At 41.3% G+C, this 19,411-nt stretch carries 13 protein-coding genes and 1 pseudogene; 3 read left to right on the top strand and 11 right to left on the bottom strand.

All coding sequences use genetic code 11. The features are described 5' to 3' along the window. Position 1 precedes the first annotated feature (1 nt). The 8 genes and pseudogenes from L3V41_RS08225 to L3V41_RS08190 all read right to left on the bottom strand — a co-directional run bounded on the left by L3V41_RS08225 (position 2) and on the right by L3V41_RS08190 (position 8,925). Complete coding sequence (locus L3V41_RS08225) at positions 2-622, bottom strand: hypothetical protein (protein WP_237115698.1); 621 nt, start codon at positions 620-622, stop codon at positions 2-4. A gap of 47 nt (positions 623-669) precedes the next feature. Continuing rightward, complete coding sequence (locus L3V41_RS08220) at positions 670-1,446, bottom strand: SDR family oxidoreductase (protein ID WP_062567799.1); 777 nt, start codon at positions 1,444-1,446, stop codon at positions 670-672. After that, the gene (locus tag L3V41_RS08215; protein WP_209438168.1) at positions 1,443-2,132 is read right to left on the bottom strand and encodes an iron-containing redox enzyme family protein; all 690 of its coding nucleotides are present in this window, start codon (positions 2,130-2,132) and stop codon (positions 1,443-1,445) included. Before L3V41_RS08215 ends, L3V41_RS08220 begins: the two co-directional genes overlap by 4 nt. 474 nt (positions 2,133-2,606) lie before the next feature. Then, positions 2,607-3,557: pseudogene (locus L3V41_RS08210) on the bottom strand (AMP-binding protein); the annotation flags it as partial. 41 nt (positions 3,558-3,598) lie between these two features. Further along, positions 3,599-4,240, bottom strand: a complete 642-nt coding sequence (locus L3V41_RS08205) for a thermostable hemolysin (protein ID WP_237127529.1) — start codon at positions 4,238-4,240, stop codon at positions 3,599-3,601. Between the two features lie 185 nt (positions 4,241-4,425). Then, complete coding sequence (locus L3V41_RS08200) at positions 4,426-6,582, bottom strand: S46 family peptidase (RefSeq protein WP_237127528.1); 2,157 nt, start codon at positions 6,580-6,582, stop codon at positions 4,426-4,428. Positions 6,583-6,696: 114 nt separating this feature from the next. Continuing rightward, positions 6,697-7,581, bottom strand: a complete 885-nt coding sequence (gene folE2, locus L3V41_RS08195) for a GTP cyclohydrolase FolE2 (protein WP_237115508.1) — start codon at positions 7,579-7,581, stop codon at positions 6,697-6,699. A gap of 12 nt (positions 7,582-7,593) precedes the next feature. Continuing rightward, positions 7,594-8,925, bottom strand: coding sequence for a dihydroorotase (locus tag L3V41_RS08190; protein WP_237115509.1), 1,332 nt, complete (start codon positions 8,923-8,925; stop codon positions 7,594-7,596). Positions 8,926-9,054: 129 nt separating this feature from the next. Here L3V41_RS08190 and L3V41_RS08185 point away from each other — a divergent pair, with 129 nt between their 5' ends. Beyond that, a complete protein-coding gene (locus L3V41_RS08185) occupies positions 9,055-9,990 on the top strand; it encodes an endonuclease/exonuclease/phosphatase family protein (RefSeq protein WP_237115510.1) in 936 nt (311 codons plus the stop codon). A 15-nt stretch (positions 9,991-10,005) separates the two neighbouring features. Further along, the gene (locus L3V41_RS08180; RefSeq protein WP_237115511.1) at positions 10,006-12,171 is read left to right on the top strand and encodes a M3 family metallopeptidase; all 2,166 of its coding nucleotides are present in this window, start codon (positions 10,006-10,008) and stop codon (positions 12,169-12,171) included. 115 nt (positions 12,172-12,286) lie between these two features. Here L3V41_RS08180 and L3V41_RS08175 read toward each other — a convergent pair whose 3' ends face one another. Beyond that, complete coding sequence (locus tag L3V41_RS08175; protein ID WP_237127527.1) at positions 12,287-16,300, bottom strand: rhombosortase-dependent M36 family metallopeptidase; 4,014 nt, start codon at positions 16,298-16,300, stop codon at positions 12,287-12,289. A gap of 124 nt (positions 16,301-16,424) precedes the next feature. Between L3V41_RS08175 and L3V41_RS08170 the strand changes: the two genes are divergently transcribed. After that, the gene (locus tag L3V41_RS08170; protein WP_237115513.1) at positions 16,425-16,919 is read left to right on the top strand and encodes a hypothetical protein; all 495 of its coding nucleotides are present in this window, start codon (positions 16,425-16,427) and stop codon (positions 16,917-16,919) included. Here the strand turns inward: L3V41_RS08170 and L3V41_RS08165 are convergent, their stop codons facing one another. Further along, complete coding sequence (locus L3V41_RS08165; RefSeq protein WP_237127526.1) at positions 16,920-17,621, bottom strand: M15 family metallopeptidase; 702 nt, start codon at positions 17,619-17,621, stop codon at positions 16,920-16,922. 50 nt (positions 17,622-17,671) lie between these two features. Further along, on the bottom strand, positions 17,672-19,285 hold the full coding sequence (locus tag L3V41_RS08160; RefSeq protein ID WP_237115515.1) for a sensor domain-containing diguanylate cyclase: 1,614 nt from the start codon (positions 19,283-19,285) through the stop codon (positions 17,672-17,674). Between the last annotated feature and the right edge of the window lie 126 nt (positions 19,286-19,411).

Raw genomic sequence — 19,411 nt, 5'->3', positions numbered from 1 at the left:
CTTATCTCTTTATTTTTTTCTCTACCTTAGCCAATAGTTCAGTAATTTCTTGTTGGCGGTAAAGGTCTGCTTTTGGTCTATCAGGACGCGCAGGCGCTTGCTGAGCAACCAATAAAAATTCTTTAGCTGATTTATATTTGCGCTCATCATATAGAAATGACGCATATAAATAGTTGCTATCGATACCACGCGGGTTCAGCTCAAGCGCTTGTTTAAACAGTTTCTTCGCTTCATCGTCATCACCAAAACCAATTGGCCAACCCGGCACTTTACCGTATAAGGTGGCAAGACTGGTATACGCTGAACCTTCAAGTGCTTTTGGATCTAGACTTAGTGCTTTTTCGAATTGCGCTTTCGCATCTTTTGCAAGACCAAGCGCACCTAAGCCGCCTTTCGCACCTGCATAGCTCGATAGCACAATACCATACCAAATATGGCTTGCAGCTTGCTGGTCGTTCGCTTTTGTAAACTCTGCGGTTTCGCTCGCTAATTTTTCAAATGCATCCAACTGCGCATCGTCAACTAATTCGTAATTAACCACTGCCCACTGCTTCTGCACCGAACTTAAATCGCTATTAAAGTCGGCTTTTGCAGGCGTAGCCATGATAACACCTAACATCATTAGGGCTTTAAAATTTAGTTTAGTCATAATCATTCACCTTAATCAATTTAGTTCGCAAAAAAACTTTTAATTTTAGGAAGTTGTTTTGCTATTGCGTTATCAACAAGAGATGGAAATGCGCCGTTAATACGAGCAAATAATGTTTCTGGAAAGCCGATAAAACGGCGACGCTTTTTTGAGTTAATTAAATCTAATAAAGCATCCGCCACTTTTTCTGGTGGATCCATGGTGTTACCCAACGCTTTATTCATCGCCCGTACTTGTGGCGAATTAATCGCGGTATCGGTTGCACGAGGCGCTAAATATAATACTTTCACATCGCTGTGGCTAAGCTCTCTGGCAAGGGCTTCGGTCATCCCTCTTAAGCCAAACTTGCTAGCACAGTACAAGGTTTGATACGGATAGCCGATACTACCAAACGATGAACCTATGTTCACAATCGTGCCTTTATTGAAAGTGACTTGGGGTAAGAACAATTGACACAATTTAATTGGCACATGCAGGTTGATATTTAATAAGTGCTCAATTTGCTGCTCACTGATTTCACTAAAGCCCTGCATCACGTTAACGCCCGCGTTATTGATAAGTAGCGTTGCACCACCTAGTTGCTGAGCAAACTTGGCAAGTTCATCGCGAGATTCACTGTTACTTAAGTCAGCCTGAAAGTACTCCGCTTCATTACCACACTCCAATTTAAGTGCGGCAAGTTGCTTAATATTTCGACCTACCAGCAATAAACGCCACCCCTCTTTTGCAAGGCGAAGGGCAATAGCCCGGCCAATGCCGCCTGTAGCACCGGTTAGCACACATACTGGGCTATTCATGCGCTCTGCTCCAAATCAGCCTCACTAAAGAAAGGCTCAGTATCAAGGTCACGGAAAATATTGCCGTACAGTTTGTAAAAACATTTTGCGGCGTGAATGATGGCTTGCTGGTCGTCCTCGTTATCAATTTTGTTCATGAGATTTTCGAAGAACTTCACGTGTTCAATATCAAGTGCACCGTGCGAAGTAAGATAGGTAAATGCCTTTTTAGGTAAACCTACAACCTCACGGATTTGCCCTGCTGCATTATCGGCTAATGCAATCGAGGTACCCTCTAGAACATGAACCATGCCAAAAAATGCCAAAGGATTGCCACGATTAATTACATCATAAGCATACGACACCATTAACTCGGTCGAAAACTGTGGGCGAGAATGACGCACCAGCTCTTTATCGAACCCACATGCTGCAATATCATTTAACACCCACTCTTGATGGCCTAGCTCTTCTTCGATGTATTCTGCAACAGCTTCGCGTAGCCACTCTTGTTTATCGGTAAGCTTTGCACCTAGGGCCATTAATAGTGGGACTGTGTGCTTAACATGATGATAAGCTTGCGTTAAGAACGATGCATATTCACTCAGGCTCACTTCACCTTTAAAAACACGGCTAATAATCGGTGCAGCTAAAAGGTAGTCGCGCTCTTTTTGTGTTTCAGTTTGTAATGTATTGAAAAATTGACTCATGCTCGTTGCCTCTTGATAAAGTGCTGAAATCTCTGTAGCAAAAAATTGGTTAATAACATCGCGTTTAGGGCGGTTATTGCTGGTTAATAAGCCTTGCGTGTGGCTCATAGGCTCTGCCATTCGATGCCATTTTCTGATCTGTGCGTATTCGGGTAGTTGCGCGTTTTGTGCCGTAATATGAGCAGCAAGTTCAGCGTCACTCATCGCTTGATTTGCATAGATAAGCGCGGCTAAAAATGCCTGGCCTTCGCCAATCACCACCGCTTGCTGAACCTGGCTGTGGCTAAGCAATAACGACTCTGGCCACTCAGCGCTGATATTGCGCCCAAAGCTGGTGATCAGCTGGTTTTTCAAACGCCCTTGAATAACCAAGCGGCCTGCTTGCTCAGTGACCAGATCACCGGTTGCATACCAATCGTCAGCATTTTGTGCAGCTTGACCTAAATAACCCAAAAACAATGAACCTTTGATATAAAGCTGGCCATTTTCAATTTTATATTGAATGTGCTTAAGTACTCGCCCTGCGGTGTCGATGTCATCATCATCGCGCGTGTTTAAACTCACCACTGATGAAGATTCAGATAAACCATAGCCTTGATAAACGGGTAAACCGAGCTCACGGGCTTGCTTAATAAGTGCTTGGCTTACAACCGCGCCACCAACGGCAATAAACTTTAAGCTTTTAGGTGCTTGCCAGCCTTGCTTTGCAAAAGCCACTAAACACGTTAGTAGTTCTGGCACTAAAATAAGGGTATTTGGCTCAGTACGTTCAATTGCGGCTATTAATTTATGTGGTTCAAGTAGCTGCGCACCAGAAAAACCAAGTTCCGCTAAAGGCACTAAGTTAACCGTGCCACCCGCTAATAGCGGTGCATACACACCAGCTAAATTCTCAAGCAAAACCGCTAGCGGCAGTAAACACAAATGGTTTGGTTTTTCTAAACCTATGCTTTGATACAGTGATGTTGCCACTTGCAATTGACTCTCAAGGGATAAACACACCCCTTTAGGTGTACCCGTTGAGCCTGAGGTAAAGGTAATCTTTTGTGTGTTAGCAAAATAAGGCACAGGTTGTGTATTACTCAATTGATATACATATAAAGGGTAATGCTTACACACATCCACTAACGCCACTAATTTAGCATCCTCGCCTTCGTAAGCATGGTCGCATACAAATAGCCCTGCCCCACTGTTTTGCAAACCAAACGCTATTTGCTGCGCTGTAAAAAACGTTGGTAGTGGAATCGCCACTCTATTAAGCTCGCTAAGCGCAGCTTCTAAAACACACCAAGCAGGCGTGTTATCTAATTGATAAGCAACGCCTTGAGCATCAAACTCTGCCAAAGTAGGCAGCAAACGAGTCACTTGTTCAGTAAACTCTTGTTTAGTTAGTGAGCGCCCCCCCTCACTTTGATGGCAAACCATCAAGGTATCGCTATCCTTATGCGGTAATTGTGTTAACCAGCTCATAACACCTCCAAATGGACAGCCAATTCAAGGGATGACTGTAAACATTGCTGTTTGATATTGAATAAAACGGGGGTATTTAATACCCGTTGATGTGCTTCGTTTAGGTCAACCACACAAATGGTTGGTTGATTGTCGTAATAGCTACCCCAGCTTGCTGGATCTTGTAATGCGTGTGCATTGGCAACACCGATTTCTTTGCAATTTACACCCAGCATTTTTAATAGTGCTCTCACTTTGCGGGTTGCACAAAATACTAAATATTTTGCCCCTGCTTGATAGAGTGCTTCGTTCATCAAAACAAAATGTGCCAAGGTGGCTTTTCGATGCGTTGAGCATAAATTACCTAGCTCAAAAATGTGCTCACGCTTGGCACCGACAAAGTGCTCAATAGACGCAGGGAGGTATTGTTCAATAAACAAAGCTTGTGATGCAGAGCGAAGACCTAACGTACATACTTCATCATCAACATTAAGCTCACACAGTAGCGGCATGAACTGCGAAATTTTCGCATCATAAGCTGCAGCAAAACCTTGCTTGATATTACGCTCAAGACGATCACGGAATTGACCTCCTTCACGCGTGCAAACAAAGGCAGGCTCTTGAACTTGAGTTTGATGTGATTGCTTGACTGAAAGCATAATTGTTCGCTCCACTTAGGTTATGTGTAAAATTTATCGAGCGAAACTTAAATAAAACTTAAGAAAAATTAATTTTTATAAATATTTTTCAACCTTATGAAATTTAATGTTTTTATTTTTATAAAAACAAAAATGCCAGTCTGTTAGACTGGCATTTTAATACTTAAATTAATGTTAAACTTAGATTACTTAACGATAGTCATCTCTTTAAGTAGGTTTTGAGCATTATCAACTTTATCCATCACCCACAACATGTATCGTGAATCAACGTGAATTGAGCGATTTAAGTTTTCATCGTAATCCCAATCACCAATAATGCTTTCGTAAACACCATCAAATAACAAACCAACGAGCTCAGCATTACCGTTTAACGTTGGAGAGCCTGAGTTACCACCTGTGGTATCTACATTTGATAAAAAGTTAACCGGAACAGTGTTCATACCGCCAGTGTAATCGCCATAAAGCTTTTGCTTAATCAACTCATTTTGTTTCTCTGGTGAGTTGAATGGTTCAACACCCGTGTTTTTAGCAAGCAGTCCTTCTAAAGATGTAAAGGGGGTTGCCACTAAGCCATCTTGCGGGGAGTAGCCGCCTACCGTACCGTAAGTTACACGTAAGGTGCTGTTAGCGTCCGCGTAAACCGGCTTATTAAGTGCTTTGTTGTAAGCAATGATTGCTTCCATTAATGCAGGGCGAGCGGCTTGCTGTTTACCAGCCAGTTCTTTTTTAGAATCTTCCATGTCTTTAGTAACAGCAAAAACAGCATGTGCATATTGAATAAATGGATCGCTACTTTGCTTTAACTGAGCAAGGTCAAGGCCTGCCATCCATAAACGTTTGCTTTCATCTGCAAGAACCGATTTAGCATACATATCATCAAGCAAGGCTTGTTGTTCTTGCTTATCAAAGCCGTTTGTTAAACCAAGCGCCTTATCAACCTCAGCAACTCGCTCATCGTTTGGTAATGCGGCATATTGCTCAATAAAGTACAGTAAAATAGCTTTATCTACAGTTTCGTCGTAACGACGGCTCATGCTTTCTAAACGTGACTTAATGCGTGGCATATCACGCTCTTGATAACCACTTTCACGCTCAGCATCTGGCTTTTGTTTTTCATAGGCTAAACGATACAGCATACGTGCCGATGACATCATTTGTGAACGGTGTACGTAGCCTAACATGCGGTCGCGCTGGTTATGCTCTTGAGACTCAGCAACTAGTGTCGTTAAATCAGCGAGTACATGTCCGTATTTAGCTTTGCGCTCGCTATCTTCATTGATCCACGCAGTGAGATCTTTTTCGAATTGTTGCTTGCGGCTATACATTGAACCCTTGTTAAAGCTCTCAATCATTGAGCCATAGTTTTTAATGTAATTGTTGTAACCAGCAATCGTGCTTTCATAAGCGATTCGTGCCTCTGAACCCTCTGGCGCATTTTCTTCAATCAACGAGACATATTTAGAGTTATATTTACGCGCTAATGGGTAAGCTGTGTTAAATACATAGTCAACTTCAGGCGAAATACGGTAACGGTTTGTGCTGCCTGGGTATCCGGTCACCATCACAAAATCGCCTTCTTGTACGCCTTTAGCACTTACTTTTAAAAACGCATCACTTTGGTATGGCACGTTATCTTCTGAATATTCAGCAGGCTTACCATCTTTACCTACATACGCGCGATAGAACGAGAAATCACCGGTATGACGCGGCCACATCCAGTTGTCAATATCACCGCCGTATTTACCGACGCCCATAGCGGGTGCATACGCTAAACGCACATCTTTAATTTCTAGCGATTTGATCAGGTAATACTCAAGACCACCGTGGAAAGTATACACATTACAGCGGTAGCTCTCGTCTTTCTCACACTCACTAACAAGTGCTTTTTCATTTGCTTGAATAGCATCAAAGCGTGCTTTACCTGTTAGCTGTTCAGTCCCTTGGTTTACTTTATCAGTTACTTCAACTACTTCCTCGGTTACATAAACACGAGAGCCAGGGGCTGCAGGCACTTCATCATTGTGCTTTTTTGCTAAAAAGCCATTTTCTAAAATGTTGTTCTCGGTGGTCGAGTTATATTGAATCGAACCGTAGGCACAGTGGTGGTTTGTTACAACTAAACCTTTTGGTGATACAAACGAAGCCGTACAACCACCAAGGCTAATTACCGCATTCATCGGGAACTCAGTCAGTTTTGAAATTGACTCTACATCAATACTCAAGCCTTTCGCTTTTAAGACTGATTCAAGTTCTGGCAGTTGATGAGGTTGCCACATGCCTTCGTCGGCAACGGCAACATTTGCGACAGCAATACCCACTGCAGCAATAAATTTAAAACGCATAGTCATCCTTTTTTATAATATTTTTGGTAGGCATATCATTCACCTTGTTTTTATTAATAGCAATGATTTGCGACTATCTTTGTCAAAATTTGTAAACACTTAAGGTTATGAGATCTAATTCTTAGACTCATGAACCACTGCATTGTGGCCATGTAAACTTTCTTGATGCTCAACCTTAAATTGGTAGTCAGCAATACTCGGCATAGTTTCGAGGCGTTGTTTTAATCGCCTTGCTGCATCTTCACAAAATAGTAAATTTTTCGCGTTTAGGGCTGCAAATGCTTGTTCATCTTCACGTTTTACGGCGGTTTGCACAGGAGTGCCAATAGCTTGCTCACAGGTACTAATAAAAGCACTCAGATCAGGCAGCTTTTCATTACTAAAAGTGACATCTATATAAGCATAAGAGCGCTGACTATGCGGCGTTGCTATTGAGCCCTGAGCACTTGCAAGCCAATTAAGTAAAGATGCTTTATCAATAGCGGCATCGCTAAATTGTTTATCGACCGCCTCACTCAAAAGCTGCCTTGATAATGCTGCAGAGCATGGGCAAGTACTACTATAGGCAATATCGACCTTTAAGTTAATAGTGAGCGATTGCTGCTTAGTAATTGTTAAAACAACAGGGTAAGCATTGTAACCTGCATTATCGCTAAGGAGTGCTGGTTTAAGCAGTGGTAAATCAAAATGCAGCACCAGTTTTGCGCCTTTACTTAAGCCTTTTTGTGATGTTAAAACAGCATTCATAAACTCGTTAACACCCTGACTCGTTAAGTTCTGTTTTGCCAATAGCTGATTTAGTAACAAATAAAGACGCGACATATGAATGCCTTTTGCATTACTATCAAGGCTAACGAACACATCCGCTTTGGCATGAAGATGTACATCAACATGAGGTTGTGCAAGCTTTAAAGGCAGTGCAATTTTTTCCATGCCAACCCATTTCAAAGGCGACTGAAAATCTACATTAGAGTGCGAGGTAATATCCGGTAATTGCATATCGACTTCTTTTTAACGATTGAATATTAAGGCCATAGCGGCCTGCTTATGCGGGTAAACATGTGTGCCATCAAACACACACTCTCCATTTACAAAGGTATGTGTAATTCGGTGTGAAAAAGTGGTGCCATTAAAAGGAGTCCATTGGCATAAATAACGTGTATTTGTGTGCTCGACGTGCTTTTCAGCGTTTGGGTCAACTAGGACTAAATCAGCAAAATAACCTTCACGAATGAAGCCCCGCTCTTCGATAGCAAATCGCTTTGCTACATTATGCGCCGTTTTTTCAACGACTTGCTCAAGACTTAACGCACCGCGTTTTACCTGCTCAAGTAACGATAATAACGCATGCTCGACTAATGGGAGACCTGCTGGTGCAACACTGTATTGTTGCTGCTTTTCTTGCCAAGTATGAGGTGCATGATCGGTGGCAATAATATCAATGCGCCCATCGCGCACTGCTGCGAGTAGCGCTTGGCGATCTTGCTCTGATTTTATTGCCGGATTACATTTAATTTGATTGCCATAGTTTGCGTAATCATCTTGGTTAAACCACAAATGATGCACGCAAGCTTCGGCAGTTATGTGCTTTTGCTCTATGGGTGCGTTGCTAAATAGCGCCAACTCTTTTGCTGTTGTAAGGTGTAAAACATGCAGCTGCGAGCCATAGCGTTTTGCCAACGACACGGCATACGATGAAGATGCATAACACGCTAATTCATCACGAATTAACGGGTGATGTTCTATTTGTAACTCGCCATAACGTTTTTCTAAACGGCGCTGATTTTGTTGAATCACTTCACCTTGCTCACAATGGGTTGCAATAAGTACAGGGCTTTCGCGAAAAATGGCCTCAAGAGCATGAGGATGCTCAACCAGTAAATCACCTGTTGATGCCCCCATAAACACTTTAACGCCGCATACCTTTTTGGCATCAAGGGCTTTAATTTCATCGAGGTTATTAGGGGTTGCGCCAAAGTAAAATGCATAATTCGCAGAGCTGGTTTGCGCCGCTATTGCGTATTTATCTGCCAAGGCTTTTGCTGTGGTGGTCGAGGGTGAAACATTAGGCATTTCCATAAAGCTGGTAATGCCACCGGCCACAGCAGCGGCCGATTCACTGGCAATTGTACCTTTATGGGTTAGGCCTGGCTCTCTAAAATGAACTTGGTCATCGATCATGCCGGGTAACAGCAATAAACCGTTTGCATCAATCACCTGATCATTCACTTTAGCTGTGATATCTGTAGCGATTTGAACTATTCGTTTACCAACAATTTTTATATCTTGTGATCCGCGCTGTCCTTCATTAACAACGCAGGCATGTTTAATTATGATAGCCATACGACTCCTTGCTTATTCAGCAACATTTGCAACTTATCGTAAAAAAATGCACTCCATGGCAAGATTGATTGCAGATTAAGTTGTTACAATATAACATACCATAACATTATTCTTAGGTAATAGTCGTAGATGAAAATAATTAAACATTCGCATTTGACTAGTTTGGCATTACTACTGCTATCTGCTGTAAATAGTAATTTTGCAAATGCCAAAAGCTTACGCGTGGTTACTTGGAACACCGAACACTTAGCAGCCCACAATGGTACAGGCTGTAAAGCCAGAGACACTGAAAGTTACACTCAGATGCGCCAATACGCGCAATCACTTGATGCAGATGTAATTGCACTTCAAGAAGTTGGCTCTTTGGCAGCTGTTAAACGAATATTTCCTGCCTCACAATGGCAAATAATCATGTCATCTCGAACGGATTCACCCAGTTACACCTGTAGAGAAAACAAGCAAGCATCAACACAACAAAAAGTCGCCTTCGTGGTGAGAAAGCCCATTTTAATAAAACAGGTTAATCATCTAAGTGAGTTAGCTAACGCAAAGGTGGGTGCAAGAGAAGCGATTCATTTACAAATTGAACAAGCGGGTAAACCATTAAACTTACTTAATGTTCATATGAAAAGTGGCTGCTTTGTTGAAAATTATGCAGTATCAAATAAATCAAATTGTGTAGTATATGCTAAACAAGCTGAGTATTTAAAAGGCTACCTAGCCAAGCATAACTTAGCTCGCGAAAACTGGCTTATACTGGGTGATTTTAACCATCATTTGACAGCCATAAATAACCATTTTAGAGTTGAGCTTTTAGCAGCTTCTGACCATAAAAATAAAAAAGATTATAATGATGGTTCGCCACTTATCGCAGCTAATAACCTTTTTATCGCAACAGATGGTGTAGTAGGTTGTCATCCAAAGTACCCTTTGCCCATTGATCACATTGTGATATCAGCTTCCATGAGGCGCGCTTTGGTGCCATCTTCTGTGAAATTTCACAATTACAACACAGATCATATGTTAAGCGATCACTGTGCTTTATCAGCGCAATTTAATTTTTAAAACAAAGAGAAAACAATGAAACACGTACTCGCAACCGCGATTAGCTCAGCGTTATTATTAACGGCCTGTTCTGAGCCACAAACAACTGAAAATAAAACAACAACTGAACAAGTTGCAACAACCGCTGACGTTGAGCAAGCAAACCCATTATTTACAAAAAGCGTATTACAATACGAAACACCTGACTTTAGTGTCATCAAAGATGAGCACTTTATGCCTGCTTTCAATAAAGGCATGACTGAGCAAATGGCTGAAGTACAAGCTATCATTAGTAATCAAGCTAAGCCTGACTTTCAAAACACCATTGTTGCCCTTGAGCTAAGTGGCGAATTACTGACTCGCACCCGCAGCATTTTTTATAATCTAGCAGGGAGTGATTCAAACCCTAAGCGTCGTGAAATACAAAAAGAGCTCGCACCAAAGCTTGCTGCACATAACGACAATATCTTTTTAAATAAAGACTTATTTGAGAAAGTCTCTGCTGTATATGCTGAGTCAGATAAATTAGCATTAACCGCTGAAGAAAAACGTCTTTTAGATGTTTACTACAAGCGTTTTGTACGTGCCGGTGCGAAACTAACCGCGGAAGAAAAACAACAGATCCGTGATATTAATACAAAACATTCAAGCTTAACGACTCAGTTTTCGCAGAACTTATTAGCACTGACTAAAACGAACGTTGTGCTTGTTGATGACAAAGCTGAACTTGAAGGTTTACCTGCAGGTCAAATTGAACAGCTTGCTAATGCAGCAACAGAAGCGGGCCACTCTGGCAAATACCTAATTAAGATCACCAACACGACACGCCAACCTATTTTAGCGACACTTAAAAATCGTGATTTACGTGAAAAAATTTGGCGTGCCTCAGCTGAGCGCGCACTTTCTGGTGAAAACAGTAACCGTGAAATCGTTGCAGAACTTGCTCAGTTACGTGCTCAAAAGGCTAAGCTACTTGGTTATGATAGTTGGGCGGCATTCGGACTAGAGTCACAAATGGCGAAAACGCCGCAGGCAGTATTTGATATGTTTGCAGGTATGATCCCTGCGTTAATGCAAAACGTTAATGCAGAGGCTGAAGCGATCCAAGCTAAGATCGATGAGTCAGGTGAACAGTTCAAACTACAACCTTGGGATTGGTTATTCTACGCAGAACAAGTTCGTAAAGATAAGTACAATCTAGACGAAAATGCAGTGAAAGAATACTTTGAATTTAATCGTGTGCTAGAAGACGGTGTATTCTTCACCATGAACCGTTTATACGGTATTACTTTCAAACCACGTAACGATATTCCAGTTTACCATCCTGATGTTAAAGCCTATGAGTTATTTGATGAAAACGGTAACAGCTTAGCCATTTTCTTTGCTGACTACTTTGCTCGCGAAGGTAAGCGTGGCGGTGCATGGATGAGCTCATTTGTAAAACAATCAGGCCTTAAAGAACAAAAGCCTGTTGTTGTTAATGTAATGAACATTCAAAAAGGCGCAAATGGTGAACCTACGCTTATCAGCTATGATGAAGCGACAACTATTTTTCACGAATTAGGCCACGGCTTACATGGCATGTTCTCTAAAGTAAAATACCCTATGCTTTCAGGTACGTCGGTATCACGCGACTTCGTTGAGTTCCCGTCAACGTTCGAAGAAGACTGGGCAATGTACCCTGAAGTTATCGCAAACTATGCGAAACACCATAAAACAGGTGAACCAATTCCTGATGAGTTACTGAAAAAAGTAATCCAATCACGTAGCTTCAACCAAGGTTTTGATACGTTAGAATATGTTGCTGCTGCACTTCTTGATATGGAATGGCACTCACTGCCTGCAGATGCACCATTGCAAGACATTGAAGAGTTTGAGCAACAAGCACTTACAAAACATGGTGTAAATGTACCATTTGTACCACCACGTTATAAATCAGCATTCTTCTCACACTCTATGGGTGGCGGCTACTCAGCTGGTTACTACGCATATATGTGGAGTGAAATTTTAGCAGCTGATGCGTTTGCTTATGTACAAGAGCAAGGCGGTTTAACTCGCAAAATGGGTGACAAATACCGTAAAGAAATTTTAGAAATGGGCAACTCGCGCGACTTAATGGAATCGTATAAAGCATTCCGTGGTCAAGAGCCTGACACTTCAGCATTATTAAAACGCCGCGGTTTAAAAGCGACAGTTCAATAGTTTTGTAATGCCACTTTTTACTTGCCATGACATGAGCAGGTAAGTCCACAGAAACTAAAAAAGCCCTTACAGAGAACTGTAAGGGCTTTGTTTTTATCACTGTCTGATAATTAACTTAACGTTTGCGACGACGGCCTACTAACGCTAATGGAGCAAGTAGTAAGGTCAAGAAACCAAAACTACCACTGCTTGATTTTCTAGGCTCTGGGGTTTCAACCACAGGCTCTGCTTCATTTGTAACAGCAACCGTTACTTGCTCTGACACGGATGCAACACCATCGCTAACAACAACCTCAAAGACGACCTCTTCATCTGCTGAGATTGAGCCTGGAGTGAAACTTAATGTTGCAGTATCTTCGCCTGATAATGTTGCTGCTGAACCACTTACTTGCGTCCAAGCATACGTTAATTCATCATCACTATTGCGATCAGTTGCAGTTACACTTAACGTACCGGTTGCAGACTCAGAAATACTTTCATCGCCAGACACGCTAATCACTGGCATTGCATTATCACATGCAAAAGTATCACCCGCGATAACGTTTGATAGTATCGGTGTTGTTACATTGGTAAATGACACATTATCAATCCACCAACCAAACTCTCTCACTGCATTATCCGATGATAAACGGAAACGAAGCTTCGCACGGTTACCATTTAACTCAGTACCAAATCGAATTGTTTCGTAATTACCATACGCACCATTCTCATCAATATTATTGCCTGTAAACGTATCACGGTCTTGAATTGCCTGTGCATCATTTTCAGTCAGCGGACCATCATAACCAACATCAAATGTGCCCCCCATTTCAGTTACATCAACCCAATTACCACCATTTACGCTGATCTCAACGACACCACCATCCCAATTTTCTTCAATTAGATAGAAATGCCAGAATGACACTGCAAACTCGCCAGCAAAACCAATCTCAAACTCTTTAGTTTCAACAGCAACGTCAGATTCAAAATCATTGTTATTTAGGTACATGGTTTGCTCACCAAGCCCAAAACCAAAAGTATTGAAAAAGGCTACGTTGCCATCATTAGCCATGCTTTGAGTGCCCTCAGCTAGGTCGCCACCCGTCATTACATTTTCTTTAAAGTCATGAAGTGACGTAGCAGCGACTTCCATGTTATCTGAAGTTTGAGAACCAACAGGTGCTTTTGCTTCAAAGTCCATGTTAACCGTATATGAGAGTGTCTCACTTGCCGCTTCAACAATTTCATCATCAGCAGAAAGCTCTGGGAATGACACTTGAATCTCAAGGGTATCTGCCGTACCAGCGTCATTAAGTGTAAACTTAATCGGCGCACTTGTAGCCGATGTGAATGGGGTCATCTCATCAAACGTGATTAAGCCATCATTTTCAAAAGTAACATCATGGTTACTAACAACACTCAACTGTGCTTGTGTACCTGTCAGTGTTTCACTACCTGTATTGGTAATGCTCACGGTTAGTGTGCCGGTTTCACCTTTATCTAGAATGTTATCATTCGAGCAATAACCTAACTCTGCACCGTTAAAGTTATTATTTACGCTCACATCTTTAAGAGTAAAGCTAGCAAGCTCCATATCATCAGATTCAACCACACCGGTTAAGTCAGTGCTGAAACGCTCTGGAGCAACAGCGCCTAAACCCATACCACGCTTAGCAAACGCACCTAGAATTAGCTCGTAGTCGTTTGTATCAACAGCATAAGCAGCAGCTAAGATAGCATCACGTGCTTCTGTGTATAGCGGCGCAATTGGTGTTAGTTTATAACCCGCAACAAGGTAGTTTGCCATGCGATTTTGTGCTTCTTCAAAACCATGCTCGTTGATTAGTGCAACATAGCTTTCCCACAACATTGTTGCCCAAATTTCACCGGCAGCATGAGGCGAAGCCACATTTGTTGGCGCGATACCAACGTCCGTTCCTGCATTTTCAGTAATGTGGCGGAAAGACAGTGGGTTTACTTCCATGTTTGTAGAGTATGGAACACGGCGAATACCAAAATAGAAGTCTTCTACGAATGTACCGCTACCGTAAGCTTTTTGGAACTTGTCGTTGCCAGCAATGTTGATATCGCCTGCTTTGGCAATAAACATAAGTGAGTGGAAATCACCCCAGCCTTCACCCATGGCACGGCCTTGGAAGTTGATAAGACCAGACGAGTTACCGACTAAACGGTTACTAATATAGTGACCCCATTCGTGTGCAATAATACCGTTATCTAACGTGCCATCTTTTAACGTTGCTTTGTTAAACATGTTTACAGTTACAACATTACCTGCATCTATCGCGTCATACATTTTATGACCATCGGCAAAGTTAAGTCCCATGTTTGGAATAAGCACGGCATCATCTTCACCGCCCATAGGTGCAGGATCATCGGTATTAGGATCATTATTTACAACGATTGCACCAATAGCGCCCGCTTCTTGAGCGTGGAATACTTTTGCAGTGAAGTTACACGAACCACGGTCAACTAACGCAATTTTACCAGCTAAATCAGCTGCATTCGTTGCAGGCTCACAACCATCCGTTAGACTCCCTGAATCAACATCATTACCATCGATTAGACGTACAACTTCAGCGGCTACGTCTGCAAACTGACCTTGACCAAAACCAGAAACTTGCGTTGACTCAAGAAGACCAATCGTTTCATCAGATGTAACTACAACACCAAAATCGACACCTACTTTCGCATCTTTTGAGTTGTATAAATACATTTGCATACGAGGGCTTGCACCATCTGCTGGTGTAGACATATTTGCGTTGTTTAGACCGCTGTTATCTTGTGCTTGCGCTTCAATAGGATCGCCTTCTACACCACCACGGCCATAGTTAGATACTTGTGCAACATTTGATGTTTCGTCAAAACCATGATCATAAAAGAAATCGTGTAAGAAGTTGTTCATGTAGAACAAGTTAACGATTGCTGCCTTACGGTTATCATAACTATTAGCGACCTGATCAACTTGATATGGGTAGTCAAAAGTAAAATCAGACGTTGTTTCAGCGGTAAAGTCACCCTCAGTAAAACCTTGCGGTGCAATAACATCAGCATACGCAAATACGTTATTACCTGATGTAGTCGTTGCATCATCCTCAAGCCACGGGTCCATTGTGCTCAGCTTACTGTAGTAAGATAAGCTAACTAAAGGTGCATCTAGGATTTCAGTTTCATCAACTTGATCAGGGCCATCTGCTGGGATTACGTCACCGTGTGGACCTTCCCATGGGTAACCATCTGCATCAGCCCATACACGATAGTTAAAGTCTGCCGCGTGTGCTTTTAAGTCTTTTTTGAAGTAAACCTTATTGTTGTCAGCACCAATAACATAGCTGAAATAGTCGCTATCTAGACTATTTTTATCGGCAACTTCAACTTCAACATAATAAGCTGACTCAAGTTGTCCATTAACTTCAAAAAATACTTTCTTCGCACGTGGTTGACCAACGACAACTTTTTCACCATTTTGGTTAGTTACATTGTACTTAACATAGTCGCCTTGCTCTGTAGACTTAACCAGCGAAACATTGATATCTGCTAGCTCTTTAATAGCACGCTTAATACTTTGCTCAGCACCCACAAATTTAGCAAGTGGTGCAAATGATTTAGTCGCATTTGAACTAACGTTGGCAAAGTAACCAGAGCCAGCTACTAAGTTTTGCTCTTTATCCATGATTAAATTGTATTCACGGTTGAATACTTCAATATCATGTACTTTTTGCTTGTATTTAGCCGTGATTGAGCCCAGTTTTTGCTCAGATAAATCCGTTAATACGGCGCTTGATATACCTTTCTTAGCTGTACTTACACCCGTTAGCGCATTCAAATAAAAATCTGCAGCGTAAGCATTGCGTTGCTCTGGTAAAACAACTGACATATCTGGTTTTGCTTGACCAACAGCCTGCCATAAGAATGTTGCTTTACCTAATTGAGCATCAAAAATAGATTTATGACCCGATACAGTGCGGCGCTCAGCTAATGCACGTTGCTGAGTTATTTGTGGATTGAATTGCGCGTGTGAGCTTGTACTAGCGGCACTGTAGAAGCGAGTTTGTTCACTTGCTTGTACTTGTGATGATGCCAAAATAGCCGTTACTAATGTTGCTACAGCGCTTACTTTAAATTTAGCCATGCATAAGTTCCCTGTTGTTATATTTTTAATTTTGGTTAACAATTTAACCAACTATAATGTACCTAAAGCTGTTAATAAAAAACAGTAAAAACTGTAAACAAAAGTAACAATAGTAGGAGATTAGATGCACCAAATTAATAAAATACAACTAATTATAGTGTTATCCTTGTTAACATTAGGTTGTCAAAAAGATGAAAATATAAATAAAAAGGAAGACACACCTAAAAATACAGCGCTTCAAAAAGAGCAAAATACACCACAAACCACAACAAAAAAAACTGAAGAGTTAACGAAAACGAGTAATAATTCTGTTAATAACAATGGTGAAAAACTAACTTACAACTCTGAGCAGCTTTTAAAAGGAACCATCGTCTTTAACCACGCAAATTCAGAACAAGGGACGGTGACTGGTACTGTGTTTATTACACTAAAAACCGAAGAAGCATCTTTAGCACTGCTAGACACCTATCAGTTAAAAAGGGTAGCTGAGCATACGTACAGCTTTTTTGTCGATAAAGATACTGATTTAAAAGTAGTTAAAACTGAATTAGAAAAATACCCAGAAGTGGGTATTGTTGAAATTGCGGTGGATTACACACCCATTAGCGAAGTACGTTAATTATTTTATTACAAAGTTAAAATAAGTCGCAGGGTAAGCCTGCGGCTGATAAGTGAAATGCCACCACTCCATTGAATACGGAGCAAAACCCGCATCACTCATAAGTGTTTTAAGCTTATAACGATTAGCTTTTTGAGTGGCACTAATACGTGGATCATCCGTATTTGAAAGCGTATCAAACATGTCAAACGGTGATGCCATATCAAGCTCAACACCATATGCATCAACTAACGTTAAATCAATGGTTGAGCCACGGCTGTGGCCTGATTTAGCAGCAATATAATCACCTAACAGCTGATCTTTATTAAGGTTAGGATAAAACTCAGCTTTGGTGCGCGTATCACTTAAATCATTAACCCAACGTACAAAATGATCAACAGCGCGCTGTGGACGATAACAATCGAATATTTTTAAATTCAACCCCTCTTTCTGAGCTGCCTTTTGTACATTTTTAAGCGCATTCGCTGCGGTTTTGTGCAATAAACATTTAGGCGCAGTGTAACCATCAATAGGAGCGCCCACAAAGTTATGACGCCCAAAGTAGCGAATATCTAAAACCGCATTAGGAAGGAGTTCACCAACATCAATAAACTCACTACGCTTATTCTCATTCGTCTTAGCTTGCACTGGCGATGTATGGAGTAAAATGACACTCAACACACAAGCCATTTTCATTAAACGAGACGAACTAATGGATACCATGTGATTTTCCAAAATAACCTAATGGTGTTTACTATTGCATATAAAATAACTTATTCCAACACTGGCACTTCAGACACAAGTGGAAGATCTTGGCAAAATGTAGCATCAAGTACACAACGATTTCGACCTGTTTTTTTAGCTTTGTAGAGTGCTTGGTCAGCTAATTTCATCACGTCCTCAATACTAAGCTGCTCCAGAGGCCAGCCTGAAATACCAATCGACACATTAATACAACCCACAGGTTCTATATAATATTCAGACACTTGCATTCTTAAGCGTTCAGCAAGCTGATAGGCACGTTTTGCCGTAACCTTTGGCATAATAACGATAAACTCTTCCCCACCTGTGCGAGCGACAACATCCCCTTCTCGCGTTGCATCAACCAATAACTTAGCCAATGATTGCAGCACTAAATCTCCAATATCATGACCAAACTCATCATTGACGCGCTTGAAATGATCTATATCGATTGCTAATACTGCAAATGGGCATCGCTGTGCCATCAAATGGCTTAATCTGATATCCAAACTTCTTCGATTGTGTAGGCAAGTCAAAGGATCCGTCTGTGCTTCATGCCTCAGTAGGCCTATTTTACTTTGCAAAAGCCCCACTCCCTTGAGCATCGCATTTCTTAACTCGTTACTTTCATAGTACCAAGAGCGAAGTTGCTTAAGTTCTTGCGATGTTGTTGGTCTATCTAATGTGCTCGCTGTTTCTGCCAGCTGTTTAAGTGGCTGCGAAATAAGTCTTGCTAATACCCAGATGAGTAGAAAAGTAAACAAACCGATTGGAGCAGTACGTAAAAAGACCTGCCACATAAGCGTATCAAGCGGCGCAAGTGTACTTTGGAGGGGTCTTTGCGTGACGACTCCCCAGGGAGCCACCGACAAAGGTGCGTACCCAGCAAGCATTTCAATACCCTGACTATTTTTAACGACCTGTGTGCCAGCGTGACCACTTAAAACCGATTCAATAACTTCATTATCAAATACTTGCTCGCCTATACGATGTTTATTCGGGTGGTAAAGTAAACGATTATTCTCATCCACGACATACAAGTACGAGCCATCTTGATAGTAGTGAACTTGCAATAATTCATTCAAAATACTGGCACGTTTTAAATATAAAGTACCGCCAACATAGCCGATAAACTCCCCTGTTTTATCAAACAATGGCTGTGACATAAAAATAAGCAGATTACCAGCCATGGAAATGTATGGCTCACTTATCATTGGCCTACGGTATGATAACGCGGCTTTAGTACCAAAACTGTCGACCTTGAGGTTTTGTAAGTTTAATGAGGCTGGAGAAACGCCTAAAATATTGCCTTTTTTATTTACAATAATCGTAGAATTAAAACTATTGGTTTGTAACCTTAAGCGTTCGGTTTCAGCATTAATTAACCCTTGATTATTAAAATCTGCCTCTAATATTTTACCAACATAAGCAAGTTGTTGTTGAGCAGCTAGTAAAAAGTTATCTGTAGCTGACACCAGTTTAGCTGCATAAGCTTTATGGTTATTTAGAGTTTCATTGATAAGTTGCTGTTTTTGAACTTGGTAACTTGAATAATAACTGTTAAGGAAAGTAATCAGCGTTGCCGAAAACGCTAGCAACAAAATTAAACGATGCAGGTTTAAACCTGTTCTAAGACTATTAAGCACGGTATTTTTCTCACATTAAACCCAATATCCGTATCGGGTACATCTAATACCTTTATATTAGCAACTACTACTTTGTACCTCTATAGGACTTTTGTCATAATTTGATTTAGCGCAAGAAAAAGAGCA

The sequence above is a fragment of the Pseudoalteromonas sp. L21 genome (assembly GCF_021728035.1).
Classification (GTDB): domain Bacteria; phylum Pseudomonadota; class Gammaproteobacteria; order Enterobacterales; family Alteromonadaceae; genus Pseudoalteromonas; species Pseudoalteromonas arabiensis.
Note: the sequence above shows the minus strand (reverse complement) of the source record. Positions and strands in the feature narration are given on the sequence as shown.